This window comes from Micromonospora sp. GCM10011541, from assembly GCF_042650725.1.
Classification (GTDB): Bacteria; Actinomycetota; Actinomycetes; order Mycobacteriales; family Micromonosporaceae; genus Micromonospora; species Micromonospora sicca.
This window is the reverse complement of record NZ_JBHSBP010000026.1, coordinates 41761-54198: the sequence shown is the minus strand read 5'-3', so window position 1 is coordinate 54198 and position 12438 is coordinate 41761. Positions and strand designations below refer to the sequence as shown.

Sequence of the window (12438 nt, the reverse complement as noted above, 5' to 3'; positions counted from 1 at the left end):
CCGCTCACAAGGTCACACCCGGGACGCTCGACGAGGCCGGACGGATCTCGGCCAGCCGCTCCGCGAAGGTGGCGACGTGCTCGTCGGCGATGCAGTCCTTGGCCTTCTCGACCGCCTCCTGCCAGTTGCGCACCGGCTCCAGGTCGCTCGCGGAGACGTTGTCCTCGAAGCCGTAGCACGAGCAGCCCGAGGACTCGGCGAAGTAGAGCTGCCCGTCCAGGCGCAGCAGGGCCGCCTCGTGCCAGGAGTAGTCGTACTCGCCGGCCGACGCGATGACCTCGTAGGTGTTGCCGTCGATCTTCAACTCGGTACCGTAGATCACAGTTACACAACCTCCTGTTGACGTGCCCGCACCTGCGGGGGAGTGGCGTGGAAGCGGGTCAGCTCGGGCTCGCAGTACATGACCGCGTACTTGCGGGCCGTCGGGTCGCTTGGACCCATCCGCTGCTTGATGGTCGCGACCCGGTACTCCATCGTGTTCGGGTCGAGAGCTACGGACAGGGATAGTTCGGGCTTCTCCGACAGGCCGCCCTTGACCTGGTCCCGGCTCGGCGGGTTCCAGGGGTCGGACCTGGCGTCCCAGCTCTTGTCGCTGGCGTGGTGCATGATGATCGTCGTGGCCCCGGTGTTGCGGGCCAGCTCGGTGCTCATCGACATGACCGCCATCTGCTCGGTGTAGTCCGACTCCGCACCATCGAAGTCCATCAAGTTGTCGAAGACGATGACCTCGGGGTACCGGTTGTGCAGCTCCACGTACGCTTCCAGTTCCTCGTCCACCGTCTGCCAGGTGATCGGGGAGCCGAACGAGAACGTGACGTTGCTCCGACTCAGTGCATCGAGGTACTTCTGGCGGTACTTCCCGCCCATCGCCATGCCCTTCTCGACCACCTCTGACGTGTCGCCGGTCGCCATGCTGGCGAGCCGGGACGAGGCGGTGAAGGCGGACATGTCAGCGGAGAAGTACAGGGTGGGCAGGTTCATCTGCGCCACCCAGAAAAGGGCGAACCCACTTTTTTGCGTTCCGCTTCGGCCGGCGACCATGACGACCTCGCCATGCCGGGGGCGGGTGCCTCGCTCGTAGAGCGCCTGGAACGCCGGGACGCGGGGCAGCTCCCTGCCGGACTCCGCGTGCAGGGCAAGGGATCTACCCGCTGTCAGCACTCTGTCTCAACCTCCTCTCTGGGGTCGGGTGGGCGGGCGGCCCCGAAGGACCACCCACCCGCACACAAGTTCACACGTCAGTCGAAGTCCGGCACGGAGGCCAGAGCCTCGGTGATGGCCTTCTCGCGGTTGACGTAGTAGTTGCCGACCTTGCCCTCGGTGGAGGCGTCCACGTCCCGGAAGGCGTAGCCGCTACCCGCCTTGGTCGGGACCTTGCGGATCACCGCCACGGTGACCCCGCCCATGCCGACCTTCTGGAGCGTGTCGGTCAGCATGAAGTGGGTGAACACCGCGTTCTTGATCACGACCGGGGCGCTCTTGTCCAGGGACTCCTCCGTCGGGAAGACGGTCACGTCAGCGGTGACCTCGTCCCGCGTGGTGGTCTTGTTCTGGTAGGTGTGCGGCCGGTCCTTGGCGAGCGACTTCGGCTCGATCAGCAGGGCCAGGTCGTTCATGTGCTCGGCCGGCTTGAAGAAGGTGCCACCCTGGAACTCGGACGGCTTGGCGAAGGTGAAGGTGCTCACTGGTTGCGTACTCCCTTGGTTGGTGTCAGGATCACACGTTGCGAAAAAGGACAGGGTGATGCAGGTCAGGCGATGAGGGCGCGGATCTTCTGCGCAGCCTCGGCGTTGCGGTTGGCCTCGTCGTCGGCGGACAGGGCCAGGTCGTTGAGCTGCTCGGCCTCAGCCAGGGCGGCGTCGCGGATCTCCACCTGGAGCTGGGCGGCAGCCTCCAGGTCGTTGGCCGCATCCTCGAAGGCGGTGCGGGCGTAGCTGGCGGTCGCGGCAGCCGCGTTGGCTCGCTCCTCCAGGGTCGGCTGGTTGGTGGTCACGGGGGTGCTGTTGAACAGGGCCACGGTAGGTGGGGTTCCTCTCTCTCGGGTGGTGCTACTTGGTGAAGCTGCTCAGGCAGCGCGCCGGGATCTCGGCCGAGTTACTCAGCGAGAACACCCAGCAGGGGGCCTTGGCCTTGACGACCAGGCCACCCGCGCAGCACAGGGCGACGACGAGGATCATGACCAGGCTGCTGGCCGCCGACTGCTGACCCTTCACGCCGCGCCCTTGAGCGACTTGCCCTTGGCCTTCCAGGCCGCCAGCAGCTCAGGGTTCTGGAACGCCTCGGCGTTCTCGGCGTACAGCCGCTGGAGCCCGGCGATCGTGGTCTCGGCCTCGATGACCGCGAACATCGGGTCCTTCTCCGGCTGGGCCGGCGGACTGGCCTGGGCCGGCTGACCGGCTGCCGCCCACACATCGCCCTGCGGCTTGGACTGCTCGGGCTTCCAGGGCGGCGTGTCGTTCGGGATCACCGTCGCGCCGAAGGTGGAAGCCAGCGTGCCCTTGGCGTGCGCCAGGTTGGTGGCCGTGACGACCACAGCCGACAGGCTCAGGCCGGCGATGCTGTCCGGGTCCAGGTCGAAGTACTCGACGATGTCCTGGCGGATCTCGTCCGGCAGGCCGGCGAAGGAAACCCAGGTCTCCTCGTAGCCCTTGCCGTACTTGATGGTTACCTGGATGCCTCGACCCTTCGGGTCACTGATGCTCACTGGTTGACCAGCTCCTCTCTCTCGCTCACAGGTACACACTCTACATGAAGGTCAGCGGCTGTGCAACTTGGTCCGCGTGGTGTCGCTCACAACTTCACATCGGGCCCAAAGGGAAACATGACCTTCTTGTTCTTGCGCAGCTCCCGCACGATCTTGGCGACCTGCACGCCCTTCCAGCCGGCGGTCAGGTCAATCCAGTAGACCGTGGCCACCCCGGTGCCCGCAGCCAGATGCACGATCAGGCCCCATTCCTGGTTGACATCAGGTAGCGGCGTGCGCTCCTGGGTCCGCCAGTCGTAGAACACCCCCCGCGAGTACATCGCGAGCTGCATCGCCATCTTGAGCGCGCCGTACTCGACCGACCCGGTCTTGAGGTCGGTGATCAGGTTGCCCTTGATGTGGTCCGGGTACCCCATGTCGGGGTACATCAGCCCAGGCCCGGGGCCGTCGTAGTACGACACCCGGTCCGGCGTGCCGGCCACCTCCATCTCGTCGACCACCACCAGGCGCTCGGCGTGCACGACCTCCAGGTCCAGGGTCGCCATCATGTAGGCGGCCATGTCCGCTCGGTCCTGCGGCGAGCACTCGGGCAGCGGCTCCCCACGGTCGACGTACTCCGACAGGCCGTGAAGGTGCGTGCCCTTCTCCCGCTTGTCGTTCGCGCCGGCCACGTTGACCAGGGTCTCGGCCTTGGCGTCCAGCGCCTTCTTGCCGGCGGGGTCGGTGTGGTCGAGACCCACCGCCTCGCGGACAACCTGCGGTGCCTTCGCCGCGCCGACCAGGACCATCCGCTTGCCCCACTTCGTGAGGGCGGACTTGTCCTCGATCACGTCGATGAAGGTGGTGCACCTGGTGTAGGGCACCAGCTTCGGCTTGCCCGGCACGTAGATCAGCGGGCGCTTCCACCTGTCGCGGGGCTGCTCATCGGCCACCTGATCAACAGCCCCGACCGTACTTGGCTTGGTGAACGTCACTCGGGCACCGCCTCCTTGGGGCTCATCCAGTAGCGGATCGTTCCGTCTTCCAGCACGTCCGGCTCACACTCCTCTTCCTCGTAGATCTCCATGCCCAGGGCGACCACCACCCCGACCGCCGTCGTCGTCTCGATCTCCGTATAGCCCGGCCGGCAGTCGATGTGCCAGTCGAAGTTCTCCGGGTCGATCACCACCGCGACGTGTTGTCCGATGGTCATGTCTGTCCGTGTCTTGATGTCTGTAGCCACTGACGCATCCCTCCCCCCACCTCGGACACGGTGTGTTCCTGTGTCCGGGGATCACAATACACGACCCAAGCCGGGTGTGCAACTGGGTCCGACCAAGGCTCGCACCCCTTGGTCCAACGCAACAGACTGTACGGCATCCGACACCCCTGCGTCCACCTGCATGGACGGCACATCCCCAGGACTGGACGAACGGATGACGAAGCCGGGTTCACGAGTCCACGGTCGTGGACGTATCATCCAGGCGACTGGACGTAGACCCGCGATCCGGGCAAGGTCCCAGCCGCCGACCAAAGGAGACACCGTGGCTGAACATGAACTGGCGCAGCTCATCGAGCGGCGGCGACAGACCGCGAAGGAGTCGTACGGGGACATCGCCGAGCGGGGCGGCGAGCACCTGTCGAAGTCCTACGTCCACAAGCTGGCCACCACCGAGCAGCCGGCGATGCCGAAGCCCGAGCAGGTCGAGGCACTGGCCGCCGCGCTGGAGGTGCCGGAGAAGGTGGTGCTGCGAGCGGCACAGCAGGCCGCCGGCTACCACACGTACGAGGAGACCACGCCCGACACCGGCACGGAGATCCTCATCGCCAACGTTGAGCGACTCAGTCCCGAACAGCGGGCATCTGTGGCCGCACTCGTTGAACACCTGCTGCGGGGCATGTAACGTGCCTCACCTGGGGAAACACCCGCCCAGAGCTGGTCCTACTCTGTAGTAACGGGCCGGTGTAACACCCGCCCCACCACCCCCTCCAGTACCCAAGGACCACCGTGAAGATCGTCCGCGCGCACACCGGAGCCAAAGCAGTCCCAGTCCCTGACCGGGGAGTCATCTTCGTCGACCCGGATGCCGGGCACACGACGACCATCAACGCCATCCAGGCCGTCCTCCCCGAGGCCCACCCCGACGTAGTCGAGCACTGGTGGGCGGACTCGGTCACCCCGGCCGGCGAACCCCTGACCGACGTGCTCACCCGGGACCAGATCCAGCAGGCCCGGCAGTTCTACCGCCCCGCCCGGCCGGTCGACATCAAGCCTGGACGACACCGCAACCGCCGGGAGCGCCCAGCCCTCAGCAAGCCCGCCAGGGTTGGCATCCGGTCCGCCTCCCTGGTGGCCGCCGCCGCGCTCGGCCTCCTGCTCGCCCCCGTGGTGACCGGAGGACCCCAGTCCGCGTCCGCCGACGGGGTGTGGGCAGAGCCGGTCTTCACCACGGTCAGCCAGACGGGGGCCGGCTGGGACTGCAAGGTCGAGCTGCTGCTCGCCGAGTGCGTCAGCGACGAAGGCATCCCGGTGACGGTCGAGGTGCTGAACGGGGCCAGCGCCAGGACGTACAACTTCCGCTACGACGACCCGGTCTCCCAGGAGAAGCACCGCGCCGACATCAAGGTCTTCAAGACCGAGAAGGCCGAGCAGGAGTGGCACACCTACCAGTCAGCCCACCGCCCCAACCTGGTGAAGGGGAAGCGGTGGGTCGCCTACGGCACCGACGCCAAGCGGGTCGACAAGTACACCAAGGTCTTGAAGGCGAAGCACAAGTAGCCGAACAACAGAGAAGCCCCCGGCCAGGTGCACCGGGGGCTTTCTCAATCCGCCCGAAGGCGGGGGCTGGTCTTGACCTTCGGCTTGTGGATCAGGTCGGTGTCGATCCCCGGCCGCGCCGGCACGTAGAAGAAGCCCTCCTTCGTGTCGATGTCGTAGTGAACGACCAGCCCGTCCCGCTTGAGGCGGTCGATGAAGCTGTCGACCCGCTTCTCCTCCTCGGGCCGCAGCACCTTGCCCGCCCGTCGGCGAGCCTCAGCCCGCAGCATCTGCGCCGGGAACAGCCAGCGGTGCTCGTCCTTCATGCCCCAAGGGAGCAGCTCGTCGTCGCGGAGGGTCCGACGCTCCAGGCCCCGACGCCGCCGGAAGTTACCCCAGAGTGAGGGGACCGTGTCGATGTTGTACTTGCGCTTGTACTCGGCCACCATCCACTGGTAGGTCTTGCCCTCCTCGAACCACCGCATGACTTCCTGCTCGTTGACGATCTTCGACGCTGGCATAACGACCCCCTGTTTGGCGTTGCACTGTGCGGTGTTCGTTCTCGGACAAGTGCAACTGTGCCCTACCGGATGCGGGGTTGTCAACTCCAAGGATCCCCGTGGTATCGTTTGTCCAGATCACAGGAGCCAATCACAGGAGGTAGTACGTGGCGAAGATGAACCTCACCATCTGCGACATCTGCGGCGACCGTTCCAAGGACGCCCACCCGTACACGATCAAGAACGGCGAGGCCGTCAGCGTCGACCTGTGCGATGACGACGCCAAGCCGATCACGGATCTCCTCGCGAAGATCAAGAGCCAGCCGGTCGTGCGCCGGCCTGGCCGAGTCCCGGTCACCACGATCGAGGACATCGAGAAGTCCAAGAGGAAGTGAAGACAGAGATAGCGCCCCACCCGCAGTCATTGCAGGTGGGGCGCTTCTCTTTACAGGATCACAGCTCGGTGTCGGCCGAGAGCCAGGGGACGTGCTTGTCGATGAAGTCGTTGACGGCCGGGGCCTGCATGACGCGGGTCACGACCTTGGCCCCCTGGGTGATCGCCAGGGCGGCACCGGCCAGAGCGGCGTAGGTCTTCGCGTCGACCGAGGTCTCCAGGTACTCCATCGCGACCGGCACAACGACCAGCAGGACACCGGCCGAGGAGATCAGGGTCTGGAAGGCGGTGCGGATGCGCTTGCGCCGGTTGGTCCGCTTGACCAGGTCAGGGTCGGACTCGGCGTGCTGCGGGGTGTAGTCGGACACTCGTTCTCCTTCGGGGTAGATCAGAACCGGTTCTCGTTGAGCCGGCGCTGGAGGGCCTTGACGACCTCGGACTTCGGCTTCGACATGACGCCGTCCACAGGGGTCCGCAGGTACCGCTGGAGCGCGGCCACCGTCTTGTACTTCCGGCCGTCCTGCGCGATGCCGCGACCATCGACCACCAGGTTCCGGTCGACCTTCGCCTTGAGCACCCGCTGCACAGCGCGGACCAGGTCGCTCGGGTCGGAGATCTTCCCGTCAGCCGGCGTGCCCATCACCTGCTGCCAGCGCTTGATCGTCTTCGGACCCAGCTCGCCATCCACGGTCAGCTTCTCGAACGTCGGCTTGGGGGCCGGCTTCGGAGCGGGCTTCGGGGCAGGGGTGGAAGGCGCATCCGTGACCAGCTTGCCGCCGGCCGCCAGGTACTCCTCCAGCGTCTCGCCCTTGATCACGGACAGGAACGCGGCCTTGTTGTCCAGCGACTCGACGTACTCCCGGATCTCGGAGGCGTGGATGTGCCAGAGGTGAGAGCTGTCGGAGGTGCTGTCCTCGTCCTTGCGGAAGTCCCAGCCCTCGACGTGGCTGTCAGCATCACACTGGCCGAAGAACTCACGCCAGCCGTGCAGCCGGGGGTCGTTCGCCCGGCCAGCCGCGTACAGCCGGTCGCTGTACTTCGCGATGTTCGAGTAGTCGCCGCGCTGCGCCGAGCGGAAGGTCAGGTCGATCGCAGCCGCCTTGTCGGACGGACCCTTGCGGTCGTCGGCGTGGGTCACCGAGTAGTTGCCCGGCCAGTTGCGGTCGTTCGCGGCGCGGGTGTTGTGGTAGCCCTTCTTGTTGGCGTAGATGCCGCCGAGGGCGATGTCGTCGTCGAGCTTGTCGATCTCAGTCCACAGCCACCACATGCTGTCGTGGATGTAGGCGGGACTCGGGTTGTCACTCACTGATGCAGACCTCCTGGGTCTCGGGGGTGATGACTCGTGCGATGCCGGCGGCTGCGATCAGCCGCGAGCACTCATGGCACGGGGGGTCGGTGATGTAGAGGGAGGCACCGCGCATGTCCGCCCAGGACGCCCTCAGCAGGGCGTTCGCCTCGGCGTGGGCCGCGATGCAGGTGGAGTAGGAGCTGTCGGCCGGGAGCTGGTCGTAGCTCAACTGGCCACGCGGGCAGGCACCCGCAGTCAGGCAGCCGGGCAGGCCGGACGGAGCACCGTTGTAGCCGGTGCTCACGATCCGGTCGCCCTGCACGACGATGGCCCCGACCTGGCGGCGGGTGCAGTCAGCTCGGGCAGCTACCGCTCGGGCGATGCCCAGGTAGTAGGTGTCCCAGTCGGGGCGGCTCATCGGCTCACATCGACCATGTGCTGGTCGAGGCGGCGCTCGACATCCATGCGCTCGACCCGTTCGTGGCGGATCTCCTCGCGGATGCCGCTGATCTCCTTGCCGTGCTGGCGCTGGGTCTCGATCACCTGCCCCAGCCCGGCGAGAACCTTGTCGATGTCGTCGCGCAGGTTCGTGGTGTGCGAGTTGGCGACGTGCTCCTTGACTTCACCGAGGCGCTTGTGCTGCCGGCGCAGCAGTTCGGCGAGGACACCGAACACGCCACCAACGATGGCGACCTGCACAGTTGGTTCGAGGTCGATCAAGATGTCATCTCCAGGCGGTGCCGTTGCCGACCTTGACCTGGGTCATCACCCACCTGGAGCCGTCCCCGACCCAGACGATGGCGTCACGCCATTCCGTCCCCGTGCCCACCTTGACGCCAGACAGCGTGGTGAACGAGGCGGTCGAGGACCATGCACCCGCGCCGGCCGAGCTGACCGCCCGGGCCCGCAGGTAGTAGGTGGTGCCAGGCAGCAGGCCGGACAGGGAAGTGGGCGAGGTCGAGTCGGTCGCCGTCGTCGGGCTCGTGAAGGACGAGTCGGTGGACCGCTGGATCTCGTAGGACGTGATGGCCGCGCCGCCCGAGTCGGACGGAGTGGACCAGGACACCGACGCCGTGGTGGCCGAGATGCTGCTGACGCTCGGCGTGCCAGGCGCACTCGGTGCCGTAGTGCCAGTCGTGAAGGTCCGGGCACCGGAGTAGGCACTCCAGCCGACCGAGTTGTGCGTCCGCACCCTGGCGTACAGGGGGGTGCCCTTCGGTAGCCCGGTGATGGCGCGGCTGGTCGCCCAGCCCGCCGCGTCCCAGCTCGTCACCAGGTTGGTGAACGCTGAGTCCTTGGCCACCTGGCCGGCGTTGCGGTCCAGGGAGGCACCGTTGCTCGACGGGGTGGACCAGGTCAGCGTCGCCCCGGTCGCGGTGATGGAGCCGGCGGTCGGGGTGCCCGGCGCGGCAGGGACGGTCGCCGGCCGCTTCGGCAGGGTGATCGACCGGGTGTGCGACGGGGTGCCGCCGTTGTACATGCCCGAGATCGAGGCGGTCCAGGTGTACGTCGGTCCGCCGTCGTAGTCGATCGCGGCGTTCATGTCGTGCGAGTAGATGAGCTTCGTCTGGCCCGCGCTGCTCAGGTCGTTGTAGAACGTGCCCGAGCCGCCGCCCGTGCCGGTGACCTTGTAGCTCTGGTTGTCGCCGAACTCCCAGTTGTCGGGCATCTTGACGTAGACCCGCAGGTAGACCTTCACGACGGTGCTGGTCGATGTCGGCGTGGAGGTCCAGCAGTCGATGCCGACCTGAAGGTGGGCTTCGGTGGAGCCCCAGGTAGTAGCCACTCAGTCCTCCTCAGCCAACCGGCTGGACCCAGATGCGGTCCGTGGTCGGGGTGCCGGAGGGGGTGGTGCTCGACACGGTCAGCGAGTAGCCGTTCCACTTGGTCGAGTTGTCGACGGTGGCGGGGATCAGGTCGGCCCAGCCCGAGCCGGTGTAGTACTCCCACCGCCCGGTCGTGACGTTGAGGCCGAGCTGGCTCTTGCGAGGGCCGGTCGGCCGGGTGTCGGTGGACCAGGCGCGCACGCGGGAGCCGACGAACCGGCGGTCGTCCTTGACCTTGTCCGGGGCGATGGACCCGACGTTCGCGCCGACCGTCACCACGCCGAGGGACTCCTCGAAGACGCCGGTAGCGGTCTGCGTCAGGGCCGGCGCGGTCGCGTTCGGGACGCCCTGCAAGACGACCAGGCCGATGGAGTTCGCCACCGGGTCCAGGCGCAGGATCACCCGGTCGATCCGCTGAGCGGTGCCGGCCGGCGCGATCGGCACAGACTCGATCGCGGTCGAGGAGACAGCGTGACCGCGCACGATGGCGAAGCCAGGCTGGACGAAGGCGTTCATGCCGCCCGGGTCGCCGGACACCTGGAAGCCGGACCCACTGATGGAGTCGGCGACACCGGAGTCCTGAAGCTCCCGGAACAGGTCGGAGTACTGGATCTCCGTGGTGTCCTGGTTGTCGAAGGGGTAGGCGCTGATGGCCACTGGCAACTCCTTGGCATGGAGGAAGCCCCCCAAGCGCGAGGCTCAGGGGGCTCCAGGGGAGGGGGGTGGACTACTGGATCGCGAGGAAGGTGATGCCGTCGAGCGACTGGTAGCTGTTGACGCCAGCGGCCACAGCGACCCGACCGTCGGGCAGCACGTCAATGCGGCCCATCGTGTTGCCGCCCGCGTTGACGCTGAACAGGCCGCGATTGCCGGGCCGGTACCCCTCAGGGAGGGTGAACACCGGGCTGCCTGCGGCATCATCCACAGTGCCGGACTTGATCAGGCCCTTGAGACGGACGACGCCGCCGGGGTCCATCTTGTAGCCGGGTGGCTCGTAGGTGGCCTGGTACCAGACCCAGCCGCCCGTCAGGGGCGGGGCGATCCACTCCCCGGTGTAGCCGATGCCGCGCTGCATCAGCACGGTCTGCGGGGCAGCCGGGGTGGCGCTCACAGCACCGAAGCCGAAGCTGCCCCACCTGTTCAGCGGGTAGTTCGAGGGGCGGTGCCAGTCGTCGTGCTTGACCACCATGCGGTACATGCCGTCAGCGGGCGAGTTGGCGTGGTAGACCTCCAGGGCGTGCCCGCCGTAGGTGCCGCTCAGGGCGACGATGCGGGCCTTGGTGAACTGCGAGGTCGTGTTGTACCCGGAGCACTCCTCCACCGACAGGGTCGCGCGGGCATAGTTGTAGGCCACCGTCGCCCTCAGTCGGAGGAGCTGGTGCGAGCCGGACCCGTCGGTGGTGATGACAAACTCGGCGCTCGCCTTCGCCACGGTCTGCCCCTGGATGCCAGTGAAGGAGGCGATCCGGTACCACTGGCCGTTGGTCAGCGGGGTGGCCCGCTCGACCCACTCGTCGCTGATCTGCGACCACTGACTCCAGCCCGGGTTGTCGACGTGGTCGGACCGCGTCCACATGCCCCTGCCGTTGTTGTCGTGGAAGGTCTGGACGCACCTGTTCGCCCCGTGCTTGTGCGTGACGACCGTGCCGTACTCTCTGAACCACCCGCTGCCCGCTCCGAGGCTCAGGATCGAGGTGCCCGTCGGATAGACGGACACGGGGGACGACTCGGTGATCCCTCCCAGGTCTGCCTGGTTCAGCAGTAGTACGGGGGGGTTCTTCTCCAGGGTCGTCACGCGGTTGTCGAGCGCGGTGGTGTCGTCGTTCTCAGCGTTGCGCTCAAGCTGGTCGACCCGCTTCTCGGTGTTGGTCACCCGGTTGCCGAGGGCTGCTTGCGGGTCGAAGCCGGCCGGGTCGCCGATCAGCGCGCCGACCTTGAAGCCGTCCCTGCTGACCTTGAGCACGAAGCCGGTGGCCGTGGACGCCAGCTCCTGGCCCTCGACCACCACGCCGACCCGGTCGCCCAGGAACCAGTCGCGGCCGAACTCCATCGCAGAGTCCTCCATCGGGACCGCCTGGACGGCGAGGGTTGCGAAGCCCTCCTTGGTCAGCACCTCCATGCCGGCCTGGTCCAGCTCCTCGACCTTGTCGGTCTGGCGCTGGTCGACGAACCGCTCGATGCGCCGGCCCCAGTCGTTCTCGGCGGCGACGGACTCGGGAGTGTTGAGCCAGCGGAACTGCCGGTCGACGCCCTCGTCCTGGCCGGCGACGATGACCTGCGTAGCGCCGGGCGGGGACATGGCGACCCGGTGCCCGGCGAGGGTGTTGTTGCGGACATCGAGCCGGATCTCGGCCGAGCGGTCCTGCACCTGGTAGGTCTCGAAGGCGAGCTGGCTGCCGCGCTGGATCACCCGGAAGCCGAGGTCGTCGACCAAGGCCAGCTCCTCCAGCAGGTTGCCCAGCACCTTGAACCTGGCACTCTTGGTCGCCGACCGACCGCGTCCAAGGTTCACACCCATGACCAGGTTCGCCTTGCGGCGGGCAGCCGGCGCGGAGGGTCCGATGTTCGCGTTGACGTAGGCGTGCATCAGGGTCTCGGTCACCCCGGTGCGTACGTCGTGCGCTTTGGTCTGCTTGGTCGGGTCGACGTTGCTCGGCTCGGGGAATGCCAGGTGGTCGGCGAGGATGACCGAGTCGCTGACGCCCTCGAAGGTGATGGTGCCGGCAGGGTCGTCCGCCGTGGCGGCGTTCTCCTGCTTGATCGTCGGACCGGAGAAGGTCTCCTTGCCGTCGGAACCAGTCACGACGACCCCGGAGCCGGGCTGGCGCAGAGCACCCGCGAGGGGATGCTCCACGGCCAGCTTCAGCTTCCAGGTGCCGACGTTGTTGTGCAGGTCCGACAGCTCAAGGTCCAGCTCCTCGGGGCGGATCATGCCCAGTCGGGCGAGGCTCTTGTCCCGCACCTCGACGGTGATGTCCTTGAGCTGCAC

The 12438-nt window shown here is 67.1% G+C and carries 19 protein-coding genes; 3 read left to right on the top strand and 16 right to left on the bottom strand.

Annotated features, from left to right (window positions below):
* Positions 1-4 precede the first annotated feature (4 nt).
* The 8 genes from ACFOYX_RS11005 to ACFOYX_RS10970 all read right to left on the bottom strand — a co-directional run bounded on the left by ACFOYX_RS11005 (position 5) and on the right by ACFOYX_RS10970 (position 3896).
* Positions 5-322: a hypothetical protein gene (locus tag ACFOYX_RS11005; protein ID WP_377533969.1), complete on the bottom strand. Its 318-nt coding sequence runs from the start codon at positions 320-322 to the stop codon at positions 5-7.
* Positions 323-324: 2 nt separating this feature from the next.
* Positions 325-1161, bottom strand: coding sequence for an AAA family ATPase (locus ACFOYX_RS11000; RefSeq protein WP_377533968.1), 837 nt, complete (start codon positions 1159-1161; stop codon positions 325-327).
* Between the two features lie 77 nt (positions 1162-1238).
* Complete coding sequence (locus ACFOYX_RS10995) at positions 1239-1685, bottom strand: hypothetical protein (protein ID WP_377533967.1); 447 nt, start codon at positions 1683-1685, stop codon at positions 1239-1241.
* A gap of 65 nt (positions 1686-1750) precedes the next feature.
* A complete protein-coding gene (locus ACFOYX_RS10990; RefSeq protein ID WP_377533966.1) occupies positions 1751-2017 on the bottom strand; it encodes a hypothetical protein in 267 nt (88 codons plus the stop codon).
* Positions 2018-2048: 31 nt separating this feature from the next.
* Entirely contained in the window at positions 2049-2213 is a 165-nt protein-coding gene (locus ACFOYX_RS10985; protein ID WP_377533965.1) for a hypothetical protein, read from the bottom strand.
* On the bottom strand, positions 2210-2704 hold the full coding sequence (locus ACFOYX_RS10980; protein WP_377533964.1) for a hypothetical protein: 495 nt from the start codon (positions 2702-2704) through the stop codon (positions 2210-2212). Before ACFOYX_RS10980 ends, ACFOYX_RS10985 begins: the two co-directional genes overlap by 4 nt.
* An 86-nt stretch (positions 2705-2790) precedes the next feature.
* Positions 2791-3678, bottom strand: a complete 888-nt coding sequence (locus ACFOYX_RS10975) for a hypothetical protein (protein WP_377533963.1) — start codon at positions 3676-3678, stop codon at positions 2791-2793.
* Positions 3675-3896, bottom strand: coding sequence for a hypothetical protein (locus ACFOYX_RS10970; protein WP_377533962.1), 222 nt, complete (start codon positions 3894-3896; stop codon positions 3675-3677). The genes ACFOYX_RS10975 and ACFOYX_RS10970 overlap by 4 nt, the downstream gene beginning before the upstream one ends.
* Positions 3897-4227: 331 nt before the next feature.
* Between ACFOYX_RS10970 and ACFOYX_RS10965 the strand changes: the two genes are divergently transcribed.
* Positions 4228-4587: a helix-turn-helix domain-containing protein gene (locus ACFOYX_RS10965; protein WP_377533961.1), complete on the top strand. Its 360-nt coding sequence runs from the start codon at positions 4228-4230 to the stop codon at positions 4585-4587.
* A 104-nt stretch (positions 4588-4691) separates the two neighbouring features.
* A complete protein-coding gene (locus tag ACFOYX_RS10960) occupies positions 4692-5462 on the top strand; it encodes a hypothetical protein (protein WP_377533960.1) in 771 nt (256 codons plus the stop codon).
* A 44-nt stretch (positions 5463-5506) separates the two neighbouring features.
* On the opposite strand, the gene ACFOYX_RS10955 is transcribed toward ACFOYX_RS10960, so the two are convergent.
* Positions 5507-5962, bottom strand: a complete 456-nt coding sequence (locus ACFOYX_RS10955; RefSeq protein WP_377533959.1) for a hypothetical protein — start codon at positions 5960-5962, stop codon at positions 5507-5509.
* Between the two features lie 146 nt (positions 5963-6108).
* On the opposite strand from ACFOYX_RS10955, the gene ACFOYX_RS10950 reads away from it, so the two are divergent.
* Positions 6109-6336 carry a hypothetical protein gene (locus tag ACFOYX_RS10950; protein ID WP_377533958.1) on the top strand — a complete coding sequence of 76 codons (228 nt, stop codon included), beginning with the start codon at positions 6109-6111 and terminating at the stop codon, positions 6334-6336.
* A gap of 58 nt (positions 6337-6394) precedes the next feature.
* Here the strand turns inward: ACFOYX_RS10950 and ACFOYX_RS10945 are convergent, their stop codons facing one another.
* The 7 genes from ACFOYX_RS10945 to ACFOYX_RS10915 all read right to left on the bottom strand — a co-directional run bounded on the left by ACFOYX_RS10945 (position 6395) and on the right by ACFOYX_RS10915 (position 12438).
* Positions 6395-6703, bottom strand: a complete 309-nt coding sequence (locus tag ACFOYX_RS10945; RefSeq protein WP_377533957.1) for a hypothetical protein — start codon at positions 6701-6703, stop codon at positions 6395-6397.
* A 20-nt stretch (positions 6704-6723) separates the two neighbouring features.
* On the bottom strand, positions 6724-7641 hold the full coding sequence (locus tag ACFOYX_RS10940; RefSeq protein ID WP_377533956.1) for a hypothetical protein: 918 nt from the start codon (positions 7639-7641) through the stop codon (positions 6724-6726).
* Positions 7634-8041: a deoxycytidylate deaminase gene (locus tag ACFOYX_RS10935; RefSeq protein WP_377533955.1), complete on the bottom strand. Its 408-nt coding sequence runs from the start codon at positions 8039-8041 to the stop codon at positions 7634-7636. Before ACFOYX_RS10935 ends, ACFOYX_RS10940 begins: the two co-directional genes overlap by 8 nt.
* Positions 8038-8343 (bottom strand): DUF2746 domain-containing protein, encoded by a 306-nt coding sequence (locus ACFOYX_RS10930; protein WP_377533954.1) that lies wholly within the window; start codon positions 8341-8343, stop codon positions 8038-8040. Before ACFOYX_RS10930 ends, ACFOYX_RS10935 begins: the two co-directional genes overlap by 4 nt.
* Positions 8344-8347: 4 nt before the next feature.
* The gene (locus ACFOYX_RS10925; protein WP_377533953.1) at positions 8348-9409 is read right to left on the bottom strand and encodes a fibronectin type III domain-containing protein; all 1062 of its coding nucleotides are present in this window, start codon (positions 9407-9409) and stop codon (positions 8348-8350) included.
* A gap of 10 nt (positions 9410-9419) precedes the next feature.
* Entirely contained in the window at positions 9420-10106 is a 687-nt protein-coding gene (locus ACFOYX_RS10920) for a hypothetical protein (protein WP_377533952.1), read from the bottom strand.
* Between the two features lie 70 nt (positions 10107-10176).
* On the bottom strand, positions 10177-12438 hold the full coding sequence (locus ACFOYX_RS10915; protein WP_377533951.1) for a hypothetical protein: 2262 nt from the start codon (positions 12436-12438) through the stop codon (positions 10177-10179).